The sequence below is a fragment of the Paenibacillus sp. FSL H8-0261 genome, assembly GCF_045040645.1.
Lineage (GTDB): Bacteria > Bacillota > Bacilli > Paenibacillales > Paenibacillaceae > Paenibacillus_AQ.
In genome coordinates, this window is sequence record NZ_CP150297.1 from 6,827,203 (window position 1) to 6,844,926 (window position 17,724).

Below are 17,724 nucleotides of genomic sequence, written 5' to 3' on the forward strand. Positions count from 1 at the left end.
TCTCTACATCATACAACGGTTTTTACCCATATCCTCCTGTAGCATAGTCTAGCGATTATAAATACCTTCTTTTATACATCAAGGTAATTTGGCCTGCTATGTATTCCGCACTATATTGGCTGCCATCCTTAATCCACCACATAATAATCCCTAATAGTGATGCTGCAATAATATCAAGGGAGACAACCTCCTTAGTGGAATCTATGTTTCTCACGTTTCTTCGCTTTTCGATAGTATTTTTTAATAGGTTGGTTAATTGGTTTTTGAAGCCTTTGTGCTCTACCAATACAGCAAAGATTTGCCGGTATTCATAAAAATAACTTAAAAATGTGACCAACTGCTCCTGCTCGATACTGCTCTTCACTTGTAATAACGGTTCCACCTTCATGGACAGGTCATCAAAGATTTCATGTACGATCTGGCGCAATAAATCGTTAATATCCTCATAATGCAAATAAAACGTTGCACGATTCAGCTCAGCACGGTTGGCGATTTTTTGGACAGTCAATTGAGAAATCTCCACATTCTCGGCCAATAATGAAAAAACAGCATTTTTCAGCATCTTTTTTGAGCGAATGGCTCGTGGATCAACTCTTTTATGTTCGGACATTTCATCCCTCTATTATCGTTTATATAGTATTTCATCAACTAATTTACCCATTCTGTCGATTAGTCGACATTTTCAATAAAATTGCAAATAGGAATACCGTTTAAATGCTGATATGATTTATTTTATCGACACTGTGTCGAAAAAGCAATGAAGAGAGGCCTGCACCATGCAAGAAGATATTAAGGAAATAAATAAAGGAATCCTACTAACCATTCTAATTTTTGGTTGTTTCTTATCTACACTCAATCAGACGCTTTTAAATGTCGCCTTAAGTAGTCTGATGGATGTATTTGATGTCACGGCAACAACTGTACAATGGATTTCAACGGGTTTTATGCTGGTCAACGGGATATTGATTCCGATTACAGCCTATTTAATGAAACGTTTTACAACACGTCAATTATTTCTAAGTGCCATGTCATTTTTATTAATTGGCTCAATCATTTGTGCAGCAGCGCCGAGCTTTAGTCTACTCTTAGTCGGACGGATGATCCAAGCTGCAGGTGCCGGTATTATAATGCCGCTCATGATGAGCGTTGTGCTCGCTATTTTCCCTGTTGAAAAACGCGGCAGTGCTATGGGACTGCTTGGACTGGCGATGATATTTGCTCCTGCTATTGGGCCGACGCTTGCGGGATTTATTGTTGAATATCACTCTTGGCGCTGGTTATTTATCGGCCTCATTCCACTCGTCATCATTGTTATAGCGTTGGCATTCAAGTATTTAGTGAATGTATCCGAGACGTCTAAGTCTAAGCTTGATGTAGTAAGTGTTCTTTTATCGACCGTTGGATTTGGCTTAATTTTATACGGCTTCAGTAGTGCAGGCAGTAAAGGCTGGGACGATGTAATAGTAATTCTGACCTTAGGGATCGGGATCGCTGTTACGGCCGTATTCTGTCTTCGACAAATCAAGTCTGATGATCCACTGCTGAACCTGTCTGTCTTCAAAAATAAAGTTTTTACGATGACTTCTCTTATTAACGTATTAATCACGATGATGATGTACGCAGATATGATTCTATTGCCTATTTATCTGCAGAATGGCCGTGGCTTTACAGCATTTGATGCAGGACTACTATTGCTGCCAGGGGCGCTCGTAAATGCGTTCATGTCACCCGTCACCGGTAAATTATACGACCGTTTTGGTGCTAAACCACTGTTCATTATTGGTTTACTGTTTATTATTCCATCTATGTGGGCGGTAACTGATCTATCTGAATCTACAACGTATATGTATCTAATGATTCGTACCATTGGCCTGCGAATTGGATTAAGCTTCATCACTATGCCACTCAATACGGCTGGACTAAATGCACTGCCCAAACAACTCGGCACGCATGGTACAGCTGTGAACAATACCGTTCGCCAAATTGCCGGAGCCATCGGTACTGCTGTCGTAATTACGATTTATACAGTACAGGCAACAAGTCATGCGGCCACAGTGATGCAGAGCAACCCCTCTACTACTCCTGAGATCCTTAAATCCCTTGCATCCATTCTTGGGGCAAGTGACGCCTATTACTTTATGATGATTTTATCCGTCGCCGCGTTTGTTATAACATTATTTATGCCGATGAAGAGCAAGATCATGGTTGAAAAGAAAGCAAATCTAGTTAACAAGGAATAACCTTATAACGTGGAATGTAAAAAGGACAGCGATCAGCTGTCCTTTTACATTATTAATAGCTATTCCCGGCTCTTCGGCTTACTCTTGTTTATATTTTTCTTTCAGGATGCTGGAGCCGATTCCCCCGCTAACCATTAAAATCAAAGAACCGAAGTTCCAAAAGAATGACCCGCCATTCAAGGTAATCTCTAGTGCCGTTACTTTGTTCAGAAAGAGAACACAGAGTTTAATCACTAATAGCACAATGCCTGCTATTACGAAGACATCAAATACAAACTTTAATTTCGGGTGAGCCAATTTCTTGCCTTCTTCTATCACCTTTTTGGTCAACTCCTCGTCACTCCTTAGTAACTCATCGATAGTTACCCCAAAAAGATCGCTTATTTTAATAATGATTTCAATGCTTGGGTAGTTTTGACCATTCTCCCATTTCGAAACCGACTGTCGGCTTACAAACAGCTTCTCGGCCAGTTCTTCTTGTGACCAACTTTTTTTATTTCTTTCCGCTTTTAACTTCTCCCCAAAGATCATAGCAGCAACTACCTTTCTGCAATTCATAAGCCTATATTGGATTAATCGTATGCAGAAGTAAAGAACGCTTTAGTTGCAGCCCCGCAACCCCAAGTTGCAGTTAACACTAGGCTTACCGCTAGTTGATGTTGACCTAACTCAGGCTTGATTACTTTTTCCTTTTTTGCTTCTAATCGAATACAGGATGAATAATAAAACAAACCATAATGGAGTACACAATAAAGCCGGGCGCGTCTCTCCAGCGAACAGCATGATGATCAGTATTCCAGCGAACAAGGTTAAGACAATATAATTAATAGCCGGTGTGAACGGTGCTTTGAATTTGGATTTCGCCTGTAAGTCTGGCCGGGTTTTCTTATACTTAATATGGCAGATAAGAACAATGCCCCACACCCATATAAAACAAATGGCGCTAATCGTTGTCACGATTCCAAAAGCCTGCTCCGGAATAAGTTTACTCAAAAGAGCACCCACAGATATAACAATTGTAGAAATGAATAACGAGTTACCTGGTACATGGTTTTTATTCAGTTTGCCCAAACGAGGTGACGCCTGGTTATTTCTACTCAAATTATAGAGAATTCGGCTGGTCGAGAACATCCCACTATTACAAGCGGAAGCGGCTGAAGTTAATACGACAAAATTAATAATCCCTGCGGCAATTGGAATCCCTACTAAAGTAAAGGTTTTTACAAAAGGACTCTCTGCCGGACTGAGCTCCGTCCAAGGGTTAATGCATAGCAGGACGAAAAGCGCACCAACATAGAAGAATAGAATCCGTAAAGGAATTTTATTAATCGCCGATGGGATATTTTTCTCCGGATCCGCTGTTTCCGCTGCCGACACCCCGACCAATTCCACACCCACGTAAGCAAATACAACCATTTGAAAAGAAAATAAGAAGCCTGATATGCCGTTCGGAAAAAATCCCCCATGCTCCCATAGGTTTCGTACCGTCACCGATCCTGCATCCGTCTTAAATCCAATGATCAGTAAAATGACCCCAAGACCAATCAAGGCGAGAATCGTAATTACCTTAATTAAAGCAAACCAAAATTCGAGTTCCCCGAAGCTCTTTACAGTTAATAGATTAAGTCCTAATAACACGACTAGACAGGCGATGGCAGGAACCCACTGCGGGATATCAAACCAGTACTGTACATATACGCCAACAGCAATGACATCAGCCATAGCCGTCATGATCCAGCAAAACCAATAGGTCCAACCGGTAATGAATGCGACCCGTGATCCAAGGTAGTCTTCAGCAATATCCGTAAACGATTGATAGCCCGCTTTAGATAATAGGAGTTCTCCCAGTGCTCTCATCACAAAAAACACAGCAATACCCACGATTAAATACGTGATCATAATGGATGGCCCTGCCTTCTCTATCGCCTTGCCTGACCCCAAGAATAATCCTGTACCAATGGTGCCGCCAATAGCAATAAGCTGAACATGCCGATTAGCCAGCTCTCTCTTTAATTCTGGTTGTGCCATACCTAGTTCCCCCTTGTGAGTACAATAAATTGGAATAAAAAAGAGAGATTGGATGTCATCCAATCTCCCAGATCGTAAGAATATCAAATAATATTCGCCCTACTGATGGCGATCAGCATGACAAATACATATCCAGTACTCTTCTGTCCTTTTGCCTGAGATTGTGAACCCTTCGGCGCCGCGGAATTTCCGCAGTCTCTCCAGAAGCTGCTCCAGCTAAAGTGTAATCCTTAGCCATCATAGCTCGTGAATTATGAAGTTGATAAAGCGGTAACGCAGTAAAGCTGTTCTGATATTCTAACATATTACTTGTGATGTGAGTGTTAATCAGTGATAAAAGTCTCAAGAATTTAAAGTTAGCCTCATGAACATACTACTTTTTGAAAAGCAAAAAACTAAAGGAGTATGCTAATGAAAGCCGCTATAGTAAAGAAATTCAAAGAAAAGTTAGAGATACAAGACGTACCTAAACCAAAACCCGGACACAAAGAAATCCTTGTCCATATTCAGGCGTGCGGAGTGTGTCATACTGATTTGCATGCTGCTCATGGCGATTGGCCCGTAAAACCGAAACTCCCTCTTATTCCCGGACATGAAGGCGTTGGGATCATTGAAGAAATAGGTGAAGGAGTTACACACTTAAAGGTAGGAGACCGAGTAGGAATTCCATGGCTGTACTCAGCCTGCGGTCATTGTGAGTATTGTCTTACAGGAAGAGAGACTCTTTGTCTCGATCAGCAAAATTCTGGATATTCCGTAGATGGTGGATATGCAGAATATTGTGTGGCAGCTGCCGATTATGTAGTGAAGGTTCCTGATAATCTAGGCTTCATCGAAGCGGCACCTTTATTTTGCGCTGGCGTTACGACCTACAAAGCTTTGAAAGTATCAGGTGTAAAGCCAGGTGAATGGGTAGCCATTTTCGGCGTCGGAGGATTGGGTCATCTTGGTGTACAATATGCAAAGGTGATGGGAATGAACGTAGTGGCCATCGACACGTCGGATGAAAAGATGGAGCTTGCCAAACAGCTTGGCGCAGACAAAACCCTAAACGCATTAAAAGAAGATGCCGCAGACTGGATTCAAAAAGAAATCGGTGGAGTACATGGTGTCGTTTGTACGGCGGTTGCGAAAAAAGCATTCGACCAAGCCTACCGGGCCATTCGTCGCGGCGGTACCTGCGTCATGGTTGGACTGCCTCCTGAATCCATGGATGTCCCGATCTTTGATACGGTATTAAACGGTACAAAGGTAGTCGGTTCGATTGTCGGCACTCGCAAAGATTTACAAGAAACATTACAATTCGCTGCAGAAGGAAAAATAAAAACCATTATTGAGACACGTAAATTAGAAGATATTAATGAGATCTACGATCTTATGTTAGAAGGCAAAATCAATGGTCGAATCGTCCTTGATATGACGAAATGATCAATAATAAAAAGTATGCTACCATAATATTTATTACAAGCCACAAAATCTGAGGTGATCGGAATGTTAGAACGTTCCATGGAGAATGTAATGGAATCCGTGAAGGGAAGGAGTGATGTGTAAAATAAAAATGAAAAAGGATGATAACAATGAATAAATACCAAACTATAAATAGCGATGGATTTGAACTGAATTATTGTGTAAAAGGAACTGGGAAACCTATTTTGGTGATAGGCAGCAGTGTTTATTATCCTCAATTATTCTCAGAAGATTTATATGATACATTTCAGTTTATTTTCCTTGATCATAGAGGATTTGTGAAGCCGCCCCGAACTCTGCAACCGGAAGATTATAGATTGGAGAAAGTATTAGATGATATAGAGACGGCAAGGCAAGATCTTAACTTAACAAATTTCATCTTATTAGGGCATTCAGGACATGCTTTCATGGCTTTGGAATATGCTAAAAAATATCCCTACCATGTCCAAAAAGTTGCCTTATTGAATTCAGCACCTACAAATAGCGGGGAAAGACAGCGTCAAAGTTTTGCATTTTTTAATGAGACAGCAAGTCCGGAGAGAAAAAGACAGTTCGAGATGGATATTGCTTTGTTAGAAAGCGACATTCAGAAAGATCCTGAACGGCGATTCGTTCACATGTGTATTCGGATGGGAGCCCAAAGCTTTTATGATTATACATTTGACGCAGCTTACATGTGGGAAGATGTATATACGAATATGCCAATTATCGATTATCTGTGGGGAGAAGCATTCGGAGAATTGAATCTTATACAATCACTCGCTAACTTCAACAAACCAGTATTTATCGGTTTAGGCAGGTATGATTATTTGGTAGCGCCTGTTTCACTTTGGAATTCTGTTAATGAAGCCTATAAGCACGTCAAAAAAGTGATCTTTGAGCATAGTGGTCACAATCCGATGTTTGAAGAACCTCGAACCTTTGACAAAGAGCTAAGCAAGTGGATTCTTGAGGGCAATTGAGGCTTTCCTTTGTATAACGAAAAACACTAAGTTGATTCTTAGTGTTTTTTTATTTCATGCTCGTTTCAGTTGAACCATACCTAAGTCGAACAGAGGATTATGATAGCGATTTAATATTTTATCGTATTATTCCTCACATGCACTAAGATTTCACAATGATAAGCTTAACATTGTATGCCTTATGATACTTTAGGAGGTAATATAATGAGCAAGTACGACGAAGCCATGAAGCTGCTGGAAGAACAAGTAGGTAACAAGGACGGCCTAATCTCTCTGTCCACCATCGCGCTGGAACCGGGGGGCCGATGGTATCGGTCAAAACCTGGGCTGGGTATGTGACGAGAAGAACGCGGAGATGATGACAAAGCTGCGCACAATTTTCGCCGAGTGGTATAACGAAGCCAATAACGACGAAGACCCTAACACATGCCTGCTGCGCATTCGCCTAACAAAGGGCCTGTGGAATGACGCCCATAAAGGGATCAGAAATGAGATTGATTTTGTCAATAAGACGGCAAATTAAGTGGTCACTTCCTTTTTTTTGGCCCTACTTATGATAAGGCTCACCGCGCTGTCTGTAACGGCAAGTTATAGGGCCATCCTTTGTGGGGATGACCCTTTATTAATCTAGATTTGTTCAGTTGTCATCTTTGTTAACGCCTACATTTCGCTCGCATAAGACGTTATTTTTTCTTCACCGGTATCCAGATTTCTCCTGAAACATTCCCATGCCGTGCCATTCCATAATACATTTCGAAACTAGGGCCCTCAACCTGTTCGTATTCAGATGTCGGAAACCACTCAGAATAGATTCGTTGCCATAGTTTTTGCATATCACATTGCGGCTCCGGGAAAATCGCCCACGTTAATGTTGGGACAGAAAGTTTTGTAAATCTCTCCGGAAGTTCAAGACCCTTAGGTAAATGATAACAGACCATGTATTTGAAAGATTCTTTAGTGTGATCGTAAAGGGCGGCGTGTAACATGGTGTCACCAAAACGTCCCAGTAAGTCGTTCATAAGATCAACGCTGCCATCATCATCACATTTTATACGGAATTGAGGAACTTCAGAGAACGCTGTTTTCTGCTCTGCATTTATAAATCCATATACTCCAAACATCTCAAAAGAACCTCTTTGCTCAATACGGTAATTCATTTCGACATCCCCTTTTATTGAAATATGAAAGGACATTCGAGGATAGGCTTTTAGAGAAACGCCTGTATCGCGCGCAGATGTCGGCATAATACCATGAAGATTCTTAAAGGCCCGTGCAAACGCCTCCGGCGAATCATATCCATATTTCATAGCTACATCAATAACCTTTGAGTCTGTTGTCTGCAGTTCGAATGCCGCCAATGTCAACCGTCGACGTCGAATGTACTCCGATAACGATACGCCAGTAATAAATGGAAACATTCTTTGAAAATGATAGGTAGAGCAACAGGCTCTCTGTGCTATTTCATCAAATGAAATAGTGTCCGCTAGATTTGTTTCGATATATTCCATGGCACTATTCATCCTGTCCAACCAATCCATCGTATTCCCTCCCTTCAAGGTAATTTTATCGGAAATAAAAAATGAATACCTTGCAATTTCTGCACGAAAAAGTCAGCAAAAAACTTGCCCTTATTTATGATACGGTTCCCCCCGATTTATCTTCACCGCGCGATAAATCTGCTCCACCAGCACCAGGCGCATGAGCTGATGGGGCAGCGTCATGCGCCCGAAGCTCATGCGCTGCTGCGCGCGGCGCATGACCTCATCGGAGAGCCCGTGGCTCCCTCCGATGACGAACACGACATGGCTCGTCCCATAGGTGCCGAGCCGGTCAATTTCTGCGGCAAGCTCTTCCGAGCTCCACAGCTTGCCGTCAATCGCGAGCGCAATGACATGCGCCTCGCTCTTTATGTGCGCGAGGATGCGTTCCCCCTCGCGCGCCTTAACAATACCGACCTCTGCTTCGCTTAGAGAGTCGGGTGCTTTTTCATCTGCCACCTCAATCACCTGAAATTTCAGGTACGGTGTCAGCCGTTTAGCATACTCCGCGATGCCATTGATCAAGTACTTTTCCTTCAATTTTCCTACGCCAATAATTTGAATAAGCATAAGTGCCTCCTGTTATAGTCCTCTATTGAAATAGCAAAAGGACGCGCACTGGGCGTCCCTTGTAGTTTTAGTAAGTAGCTTCCTAATCTTTCGCATTCCTTAAACGTCCTATTCTTCAGACAATCCATCCCCTACTTACTCTCCTCCCGCTCCTCCATCGCAAAATCCGGCTTTTCCCCAGCTTCGTAAGCACTCAATATAGAATCCAGCAAACCTGGGAACCTTGCGTTAAGATCCTCCGTCCGCAACGACAGTATGCGCTGGGTTCCTTGCACCCGCGTAAACACAACCCCTGACTCGCGCAGCGTACGGGCATGGTGAGACATGGTGGATTTGGCGATCGGAACGTTGAAGGCGTTGCAAGCCTGTTCTCCATTTCTATGAATATCCGATACGATATGGAGGCGAATCGGATCGCTGAGCGCATACAATACGGAAGCAAGCTGAATGTCCTTGCGGTCTGGATGAAATAGTATTTTCATGGATGATTATCCCCTTTGTCCTACTTTTAATGCGAAAAAATATTGGTGCTCCTAATTGCATTTTATATCAACGCATGCTATATTTCAATTGTTCGTAAGTAATCGAACTATTAAACAATAATAAAAGGAGTGCTTCGCACATGACTTCTGTAAATAACCTTTCCGCGAATGCGGATCATGAAGCCTCCGCTCCGGAAGCGACTCTTCCACGGGAAGGCCTGCTGACTCTGCTGTTCAGCATCGCTGTGGTTCTCGTCATCATGAATACAGCCATGTTCAATCTGGCACTGCCTGATGTAACCGAAGCCTTCGGCATTTCAGCCGCATCCGCTTCTTGGATTGTTACCGGGTATTCCATTATGTTTTCGATTGCCTCAATCACGTACAGCCGGCTCTCTGATTTTCTGCCGATCCGCCGCCTGCTGGTGATAGGCTTGTTGACGCTAGGCTTTGCGGCTGTGGCCGGCTTCTTCAGCACCAACTTTATCTTTCTGCTTATCGTGCGCATTCTACAGGCGTCGGGCGCGGGCGCAGTAATGTCCTTATCTCTTGTTCTGTTTACCCGCTATGTCCCGCAAGCCCGTCGCGGCAAAGCGATGGCGACGATTATGTCAGCCGTTTCACTCGGCCTAGGCCTTGGTCCGGTCGCGGGCGGAGCCATCGTCGAATATCTCGGCTGGATCTGGTTGTTCGCTGTAACGGCAGCTATTTTGCTTCTCGTACCGTTGTTCCTTATCCTGTTGCCTAAAGAGGTGCCCACCCGCGGCTCCTTTGATGTGCTTGGTGGGCTGCTCTTGGGCGTCGGCACCACCGGTCTACTGCTGTTCCTGACTAGTGGGCTGTGGGTGGCCTTGGTCGCCGGACTTGTCGCCATCGCTTTATTTGTTGGCCGCATCCGCAGCACGCCCGACCCATTTGTAATGCCCGCGCTTTTCCGTAACCGCTCATATCTCGTGCTGGCGGTGGTCGGAATAGCCTCCTATCTGTGCAGCTTCGCCACCTTGTTCCTGCTGCCACAGATTTTAACTCATCACTTTGGCTTCAGTGCAAGTCATGCCGGGCTTGTGATCTTTCCGGGTTCACTGCTCGCCATTTTCGTTTCCCGCTCCGTCGGGCGAATTATCGACCGTTATGGCAATGCGGGGATATTGCGCTTCGCTCCACTGCTTGTGCTGACCGCTACCGTCCTGTTCGCATTTTTCGCTGGGCGGTCCTGGATTGCCGTTATGCTGATCTATATGATTATGAGTCTTGCATTCACTACATTGTCCAGTAGTGTATCCAATGAAATCTCACGGATTCTGCCTTCCTCACAAATCGGCTCGGGGATGGGACTGTTCCAGCTACTGCAATTCTTTAGCGGCGCCTTCAGCGTAGCTATGGCCGCAAGTGCATTGGAATGGCAGCGTGGGCTGCCGCTCCGGGCCGCTTACTCGAACATCTACTGGGGACTTTCTATTGCTGCAATGCTTGCCATCATCTCAGCCATTGTCTACCGCAAGAATAACCGAGGTAGCTCCCTGACCAATATGGCAGATGCAGCAGATGCATAAGATTAATCCTCCAATGCACCTATAATTATTCCACGCAAAAACACCTTGCGGCCCATTTCCGGGACTGCAAGGTGTTTTTTTATAAGTCTTAAAGGTCCTTTAGACCACCAAATATTCAGCGTTCTTCTCACATTGGGTGCACTTTGCCGGCGGGTCCCAGTCAGAGAATTCCGTTTCCTTCAAATCCACTACATCTGGTGCATCCTCATACTCGTCCACAAACAAATCAATAGCTAATTCTACATGTTCTTTACATACTACATACATTCAACCAAGCATCCCTTTCTGTGCCGCTACGGCCTAATACTCCTTCTATTGTTCTACCATACTTCCCACGAAAATGGAACTCCTATCTATCCATTCCAGCGATCTGTTCATCCATTATCTATATTCTTGCCCTTCACCAAAAAAAGATTCCTCCCACCCCGAAGGGCAAAAGGAATCTCATCACTTCTCTCTCTCTATTTTCTATAAATATTATTTTAAACTCTCCATCCTACCCTAGAAACTCCACCGGACGATCCAGCTCATATAATCTGCGGTAACGTGGTTCTTTTTTCATCAGCTCCGCATGGGTTCCACGCATTTCTACCGAGCCGTTTTCCATAAAAATCACTTCATCCATCTGCTCCGCACCGACCAAATGATGCGTTACCCAAATTAGTGACTTACCCTTCATGGCTTCGAACATTGTCTTCAAAAGATCACGTTCCGTCCGCGGGTCCAACCCTACAGTCGGTTCGTCGAGTATGACAACAGGTGTATTTTGCAGCAAAATACGAGCTAACGCTATCCGCTGACGCTCTCCACCAGAGAATCGTTGCCCTGCTTCACGGACAAAGGTATCATATCCATCCGGCAACGAGGAGATCAACGTATCCATTTTGGCTAAGGCACCAGCTTCTTTAATGGCTTGTTCGGAAGCCTTCGGATCACCCATACGAATATTGTTAGCTACTGTAGTATCGAATAAATGTGGACTCTGATTAAGCACCGCTATAATAGAAGGAATATGCTCGCCATAGGCATCTGCAGCGATTCCATTAATCGTAACCGAGCCGTCAGAAGGTTCAATAACACCTTGAATAGCCTTTAATAACGTCGATTTACCCGCACCACTTCGGCCGATGATCGCAATCTTTTTACCTTGTGGAATATCGAGGCTGAGATCGCGAACCGACCAGTTAGCCTCTGAACCATAGTGGTAACCTACATTTTCGAGCTTGATGTGAGCACTCTTCATGGCCTGAGGCAGAGCATCGACTACAGTTGCTTTTTCAGAGACGATGTTCTGCTCAGTTCCATTTACACCAGACAATCGCTCTAAGGAGTTACGGTACTGCGGGATTTTCTCCACCGCTTCAGACACTGGAAGAAAGGCATCTGCTACAGGAAAAACAACCAGTACGAACGCCGCAATCAATGTACCCGCAATAGCACCATCTGCAAACTCTCCAGCGGCCCAATACAGCATAGAAAGCACGCCAATCCCAATTACCGCTTGCCCAATGAACGTACGAATACGTGCCCAGCTGCGCAGCGCTGCATCGGTTTTGGCTACTTTTCTCTCATCTGCTTCATAAGTGTCTACGAACTGGCTTTGTCGTCCACTAATGACCCAGTCACCCATACCAAGTACGGCGTCAGTCAGCTTTTGATAGAGACGATTACGCTCTACTTTCACTTCACGTTGGCGTTTCTGTGTGAACAATAGAGATAAGAACGGCAACACCACTACTAACACCAATATATACAAAGCCATCAATAGCGCAAAGGCGATATCAAAAGTACCCAGTGCAATCACAGCTGCTCCATAAATCAGCAAAGCAATAATGCTTGGAAAAACGGTGCGCAGATATACATTTTGCAAATATTCAATGTCATCCGCAAGCATCCCGAGAATATCCCCAGTGCGGAAGCGTGACGACAGGAACAAAGCCTGTGGTTCCAAAATATTGTACAGACGCACACGCATCTTAGATAGAATTCGCAAAATCGTGTCATGCCCAACTAAACGTTCTACATAATGAATGACAGCCCGACTCGTTCCGAACGTACGCACACCTACAATCGGTACATAAATCATTAGAATATTTTCGACGGGTGTAGACGCTTTTGAGATCAGAAATCCTGAAGTATACATTAATGATGAGGCTGTAAAAATCGTCAACGCCCCAAGCACGATAATAAGCACAAAACGCCAAAAATACGACGATACATACGGAGCAAACCATCCTTCACGTTTCAATGGATTCCCTCCAATTGCGACCCAATCAACTCATAATACGCACCCTTGCGGGCAAGTAACTCCTGATGGGTACCGATTTCTGCTACTTTTCCTTGTTTCATTACTACAATAATGTCCATATCAAGCATCCAGTGCAGGCGATGTGTAGCCAGAAAGACCAGCTTTCCTTCAAAAAGAGGCACCATCGTCTCCTTCAGCTCATATTCCGTCTCAATATCCAGATGTGCCGTTGGCTCATCTAATAACATAATTGGACGACTGCTGAGTAAAGCTCGAGCCAACGCAACCCGCTGTTCCTGTCCACCACTGAACGAACGACCTCCGCCGCCGATCATCTCATCCAAGCCATTCGGAAGGGTTGCCACCAGCTCTGATAATCCGGTAGCTTTCACAGCTGCAGCCACAGCTTCCATAGAAGCCTCAGGGTAATAGAAGCGAATATTATCAGCCAATGTCCCACTAAAAATATAAGGGCGCTGCGGGATATACGAGGTCTGCTTTCGCCAAGCCTCATCCGTTAATGCGCTAACCGTTGTACCGTTAACCGTGATACTTCCTGAAGTAGGGTGCAAAAAGCCCCCTAATATATCCACTAACGTAGATTTACCGGCCCCACTCTCTCCGATAATCCCAATTTTGCTTGCTCCTTTAAATTGCAGGTTCACCGCTTCCAGCGAAGAAAGACCAGCTTCCTCGTATTTCACACTGACATCATTTAATGTAAGTGTGCTATTTTTATGCCAAGTGAATATCTCTTCTGGTGTTTTCGATGCTGATTTCAATGCTTGGTCACCATTAGAACCTACTACTTCAGCTTTCACTTCATCCTGATCTATAATGCTTTTCATTGCCTCAGCGGCTTCCTTACCATCGAGAGTAGCATGGAAATCCGAACCTACCAATCGTACAGGCAAAAAATATTCCGGTGCCAAGATCAGAATGGTTAAACCCGTAACAAGGGTCATCTGATCGTTGACCAGACGCAGGCCGAGACTTACCGCGACGGAAGCAACGGATAACATCGTAAAGAAGTCTAGCGCGAACGAAGACAAAAAGGCCACTCGCAGTGTACGCATCGTCGCCGAGCGATATCGATCGCTAACGGTGGCAATGCTCGTGCTATGACTACGACTGCGGCCCAGAAATTTCAGCGTTTCTAGCCCACGGAGGGAGTCTACGAAATGATTAGATAAGGTGCGATAAGATTTCAGCTGACGGTCCATCTGCTTGCGAGCCGTCATCCCGATCAAGATCATAAAAACAATAATAATCGGCATGGTGATCGTTAGAATTATCCCACTCGCGGTATCCATCTTGTAGATATAAATAAGTACCAAAATCGGTGTAATTGACATCCCTACCATTCTAGGGATAATCGCTTCTAAATATGTGCGGAACTTTGTTACGCCTTCCAGCACAAGTGTGACAAGATCCCCGGTTCCACGCCCGCCCACCATTCTGGGTCCAAGCTGGAAGAGCTTATCCATCATTTCCCTCCGCATGTTGCTGCCCGTTGCTTCCGCAAAGCGGTAAGAGATACGGCTCATCAGCATGGCGCAAGCATGGCGCACTAGAAATGCAAGAAGGAACAATAGCGAAGTAGCCCATTGTTCCTTCAGAGGTTCTCCTGCAAATAGCGCAGAGATGACTTCTGCCAGCCATTTGGCCAGCAGAAGTATGGACATGCTTTGCACCAGGGTAAGGAGCCCAACGATCAGAAATACCGGCTTAACTCCTTTATACCCAAGCAAATTTTTATCCATTAGTATTCAAGATGCTCCTTCTCGTGAACGCGTTTATGAAAGACAAAGTAACTCCAAATTTGATATCCCAATACGAATGGAAGGATGGTCAGTGCCACAATCGTCATTACCTTTAAAGAGTAATGTCCCGAGGCCGCATTGGTGATTGTCAAATTAAAGGCTTGATCGATTGAACTAATCATAACACGTGGGAACAATCCTACAAAGATAGAAGTTACGGACAATGCTATTACCGCTCCTGTCATACCAAAAGCATAGCCATCCTTCTTCTTCGTCATGAAATAACCCGATAATATAAACGCGATAATTCCCAGCGCTACTATAATCATAAGAACTAAACCACGTTGTTCGAAAATATCAGTCATATAATAAGTCATTACCACGAAAGCAAGCAATAAAGCCCCAAGTGGCAAAAGCAATCTTTGCGCCATTTTTCGAGCGCGAGCCTGTAGATCTCCCACTGTACGCAACGTTGTGAACATGAGACCATGTACCAAACAAAGAAGGACAACAGTCACACCAGCTACTACGGTATACACATTTACGATATCTGTAAAACTTGCGTACATTTGCATATCCCCATCAATCGGCAAACCTTTGATGAAGCTGGCGAACACCACAGCTAGGAGGAACGGTGGGAGGAAGCTGCCGAAAAAGATACACACATCCCAAGTTTTTTTCCAAGCTACGGAATCCCGTTTACCTCTAAATTCAAAAGCAACACCACGTGCAATCAAAGCTAATAAAGCAAAGACAAAGGGAATGTAAAATCCGCTAAACAACGTTGCATACCACTCAGGGAAAGCCGCAAACATTGCACCTGCAGCGGTAATTAGCCATACCTCGTTTCCATCCCAGAAGGGTCCGATCGAGTTAATCAATATCCGGCGCTCTGTATCATTCTTAGCGAGAATTTGTGTTTCCATCCCTACGCCGAAATCGAAACCCTCCAGGAAGAAGAACCCTATAAACAGAACTGCAATGAGCACAAACCACAATTCATTAAGAGACATCATTGGGCGCCCTCCTCGTTATATGGATCATGCGAATCCCCGTGATCGTTATCCATCGCATAAGGACCTTTTTTAATCACTTTCATAAACAAACCAATTAGAACTAATCCGAGAATGGCGTAAATCGCTGTAAAAGAAATAACAGAGAATAGAACCTGACCACTCGTAATATTAGGCGACACGCTGTCTTCCGTTGTCATCAGTCCGAATACCGTCCATGGCTGACGCCCGAATTCGGTCATTACCCAACCCGCTGTATTCGCGATTGGAGGAAGCAATAGTCCCCATAACATAAACCGCATAAACCAAGTGTTTGGACGGTCCATCTTTTTGCGCCACATTAAATACATTGCGTACATACCCAGTACAATCATCAATGTTCCTGCTAGAACCATGATCCGGAAACTCCAGAATGTCGTACGTACAGGCGGGATATAGTCACCGGGGCCATAGGTTTGCTCATACTCAGCTTGCAGTTCAAGCATACCTTTAACTTCACCGGAAAATTTACTGTATGAAAGGAAGCTCAGCATATACGGAATTTGAAATTCTCCAGTACTTTCTTGCTTCTCAGGATCAATATTTGCCCATACGGTCCAAGGTGCCGGGTCACCACTCTTACCCCACAGTCCTTCGGAAGCCGCCATCTTCATAGGTTGAGTCTCAACCAAATACTGTGCTTGCGCATGGCCTGCCACGGCTACACCAATAGAAGAAATGATCCCTACGATTGCTGCAATTTGAAAAGATTTCTTAAAGAAAGATACATCTTGTTTCTTCAATATCTTATACGCACTAATACCCGTTACGAGGAAGGCGCCTGTTGCATACGCAGCAAGAACCGTGTGCGGGAATTCAACCAGCAATTGTCCGTTCGTAATGAGCGCGAAGAAATCATTCATTTCTGCCCGTCCATTATTTATCGCAAAGCCCACAGGATGCTGCATAAAGGAGTTCGCTGCTAGAATCCAGAAAGCGGATAACATCGTACCGAATGCTACCAGCCAGATGGATAACAAGTGCACTCTTTTGGACACTTTGTCCCAGCCGAATATCCAGATCCCAATAAAAGTAGACTCCAGAAAAAAGGCTGCCAATGCTTCAACTGCAAGCGGAGCCCCGAAGACATCACCCACAAAACGTGAATAATCAGACCAGTTCATCCCGAACTGAAATTCCTGCAAAATACCTGTAACTACCCCTACTGCAAAGTTGATGAGAAACAGCTTTCCCCAGAACTGTGCCATTCTTTTGTACTCTTCATTGCCTTTTCTAACGTACATGGTCTCCATGATCGCAATCAAGAGCGCTAGTCCGATTGATACCGGTACAAAGAAATAGTGGAATATTGTCGTCGACGCAAATTGTATACGCGACAGCATTACTGTATCCATATTTTTCCCTTCCTTCTCCCCTTTTCGTTAATTATATTGTGTCAAAAATTTAGACGTCATTTTGTGATAAATGTCACACAAAGGGGTGCTTTTAACGGTGAAATTCAAATGATTTGTGACAAAAATCACAATTTACCTTAAAAAAAGCAAAAAAAATAAGACGGTTTGACCGTCTTGAAGTTGTTCACTGTTCTATAAAGCTTGACTCATAAAGGCATTGGTTAGGTAATGGAAATACCCTTCTTCAGCGATTTGAGATCGCCATTCGAATTAAGCAATTGTGGTAGCATCTTCGTGCTGCGAACCATTGGAGAGTCACATAGACGGCAAGAAGGCGCATGTTCAAATGCGAAATTATCCCTCATCCATCCGTTGCATCCATCATTGGTACACGCCCAAATCGCGGTATTTTCTTCCGGTATTTCTTCCAAAGGTTTCTTCCGGTAGTTCATTGCCGTTCCTCCCA

Annotated in this window: 18 protein-coding genes and 1 riboswitch; of the genes, 6 read left to right on the forward strand and 12 right to left on the reverse strand. The window is 44.2% G+C overall.

Annotation, left to right across the window (positions count from 1 at the left end):
* Window positions 1-55: 55 nt before the first annotated feature.
* Window positions 56-610: a TetR-like C-terminal domain-containing protein gene (locus tag MHI27_RS30405; RefSeq protein ID WP_339267989.1), complete on the reverse strand. Its 555-nt coding sequence runs from the start codon at window positions 608-610 to the stop codon at window positions 56-58.
* 166 nt (window positions 611-776) lie between these two features.
* On the opposite strand from MHI27_RS30405, the gene MHI27_RS30410 reads away from it, so the two are divergent.
* Window positions 777-2,240 (forward strand): DHA2 family efflux MFS transporter permease subunit, encoded by a 1,464-nt coding sequence (locus MHI27_RS30410; protein WP_405175323.1) that lies wholly within the window; start codon window positions 777-779, stop codon window positions 2,238-2,240.
* 78 nt (window positions 2,241-2,318) lie between these two features.
* Here MHI27_RS30410 and MHI27_RS30415 read toward each other — a convergent pair whose 3' ends face one another.
* Both MHI27_RS30415 and MHI27_RS30420 read right to left on the reverse strand, forming a co-directional pair.
* On the reverse strand, window positions 2,319-2,771 hold the full coding sequence (locus MHI27_RS30415; RefSeq protein ID WP_076285039.1) for a helix-turn-helix domain-containing protein: 453 nt from the start codon (window positions 2,769-2,771) through the stop codon (window positions 2,319-2,321).
* A gap of 138 nt (window positions 2,772-2,909) precedes the next feature.
* Complete coding sequence (locus MHI27_RS30420) at window positions 2,910-4,268, reverse strand: amino acid permease (RefSeq protein WP_076285040.1); 1,359 nt, start codon at window positions 4,266-4,268, stop codon at window positions 2,910-2,912.
* Between the two features lie 133 nt (window positions 4,269-4,401).
* A riboswitch (glycine riboswitch) is annotated at window positions 4,402-4,482 on the reverse strand.
* Window positions 4,483-4,679: 197 nt separating this feature from the next.
* On the opposite strand from MHI27_RS30420, the gene adhP reads away from it, so the two are divergent.
* From adhP to MHI27_RS30440, 4 genes are all read left to right on the forward strand, one after another.
* Window positions 4,680-5,696 (forward strand): alcohol dehydrogenase AdhP, encoded by a 1,017-nt coding sequence (adhP, locus tag MHI27_RS30425; protein ID WP_405175324.1) that lies wholly within the window; start codon window positions 4,680-4,682, stop codon window positions 5,694-5,696.
* 149 nt (window positions 5,697-5,845) lie between these two features.
* Window positions 5,846-6,697, forward strand: coding sequence for an alpha/beta fold hydrolase (locus MHI27_RS30430; RefSeq protein WP_405175325.1), 852 nt, complete (start codon window positions 5,846-5,848; stop codon window positions 6,695-6,697).
* 204 nt (window positions 6,698-6,901) lie between these two features.
* Window positions 6,902-7,036, forward strand: a complete 135-nt coding sequence (locus tag MHI27_RS30435; RefSeq protein ID WP_341059121.1) for a hypothetical protein — start codon at window positions 6,902-6,904, stop codon at window positions 7,034-7,036.
* A 16-nt stretch (window positions 7,037-7,052) separates the two neighbouring features.
* Window positions 7,053-7,220, forward strand: a complete 168-nt coding sequence (locus MHI27_RS30440; RefSeq protein ID WP_405175326.1) for a hypothetical protein — start codon at window positions 7,053-7,055, stop codon at window positions 7,218-7,220.
* A 160-nt stretch (window positions 7,221-7,380) separates the two neighbouring features.
* Here the strand turns inward: MHI27_RS30440 and MHI27_RS30445 are convergent, their stop codons facing one another.
* The 3 genes from MHI27_RS30445 to MHI27_RS30455 form a co-directional block, all read right to left on the reverse strand.
* Window positions 7,381-8,235: an effector binding domain-containing protein gene (locus MHI27_RS30445; protein ID WP_405175327.1), complete on the reverse strand. Its 855-nt coding sequence runs from the start codon at window positions 8,233-8,235 to the stop codon at window positions 7,381-7,383.
* 90 nt (window positions 8,236-8,325) lie between these two features.
* Window positions 8,326-8,805, reverse strand: a complete 480-nt coding sequence (rlmH, locus tag MHI27_RS30450; protein ID WP_042131690.1) for a 23S rRNA (pseudouridine(1915)-N(3))-methyltransferase RlmH — start codon at window positions 8,803-8,805, stop codon at window positions 8,326-8,328.
* Window positions 8,806-8,936: 131 nt separating this feature from the next.
* A complete protein-coding gene (locus MHI27_RS30455) occupies window positions 8,937-9,287 on the reverse strand; it encodes an ArsR/SmtB family transcription factor (protein WP_405175328.1) in 351 nt (116 codons plus the stop codon).
* A 140-nt stretch (window positions 9,288-9,427) separates the two neighbouring features.
* On the opposite strand from MHI27_RS30455, the gene MHI27_RS30460 reads away from it, so the two are divergent.
* Window positions 9,428-10,840: an MFS transporter gene (locus MHI27_RS30460; RefSeq protein WP_405175329.1), complete on the forward strand. Its 1,413-nt coding sequence runs from the start codon at window positions 9,428-9,430 to the stop codon at window positions 10,838-10,840.
* A 99-nt stretch (window positions 10,841-10,939) separates the two neighbouring features.
* Here MHI27_RS30460 and MHI27_RS30465 read toward each other — a convergent pair whose 3' ends face one another.
* From MHI27_RS30465 to MHI27_RS30490, 6 genes are all read right to left on the reverse strand, one after another.
* Window positions 10,940-11,107: a CxxH/CxxC protein gene (locus MHI27_RS30465; protein ID WP_076120603.1), complete on the reverse strand. Its 168-nt coding sequence runs from the start codon at window positions 11,105-11,107 to the stop codon at window positions 10,940-10,942.
* 229 nt (window positions 11,108-11,336) lie between these two features.
* The gene (gene cydC, locus MHI27_RS30470; protein ID WP_042193022.1) at window positions 11,337-13,088 is read right to left on the reverse strand and encodes a thiol reductant ABC exporter subunit CydC; all 1,752 of its coding nucleotides are present in this window, start codon (window positions 13,086-13,088) and stop codon (window positions 11,337-11,339) included.
* Window positions 13,085-14,851, reverse strand: coding sequence for a thiol reductant ABC exporter subunit CydD (gene cydD / locus MHI27_RS30475; RefSeq protein ID WP_042193023.1), 1,767 nt, complete (start codon window positions 14,849-14,851; stop codon window positions 13,085-13,087). The genes cydC and cydD overlap by 4 nt, the downstream gene beginning before the upstream one ends.
* Window positions 14,851-15,867, reverse strand: coding sequence for a cytochrome d ubiquinol oxidase subunit II (cydB, locus tag MHI27_RS30480; RefSeq protein WP_076285053.1), 1,017 nt, complete (start codon window positions 15,865-15,867; stop codon window positions 14,851-14,853). The genes cydD and cydB overlap by 1 nt, the downstream gene beginning before the upstream one ends.
* The gene (locus MHI27_RS30485; protein WP_076285054.1) at window positions 15,864-17,258 is read right to left on the reverse strand and encodes a cytochrome ubiquinol oxidase subunit I; all 1,395 of its coding nucleotides are present in this window, start codon (window positions 17,256-17,258) and stop codon (window positions 15,864-15,866) included. The genes cydB and MHI27_RS30485 overlap by 4 nt, the downstream gene beginning before the upstream one ends.
* 221 nt (window positions 17,259-17,479) lie before the next feature.
* The gene (locus tag MHI27_RS30490; RefSeq protein WP_042131698.1) at window positions 17,480-17,710 is read right to left on the reverse strand and encodes a cold-shock protein; all 231 of its coding nucleotides are present in this window, start codon (window positions 17,708-17,710) and stop codon (window positions 17,480-17,482) included.
* Window positions 17,711-17,724: the final 14 nt, after the last annotated feature.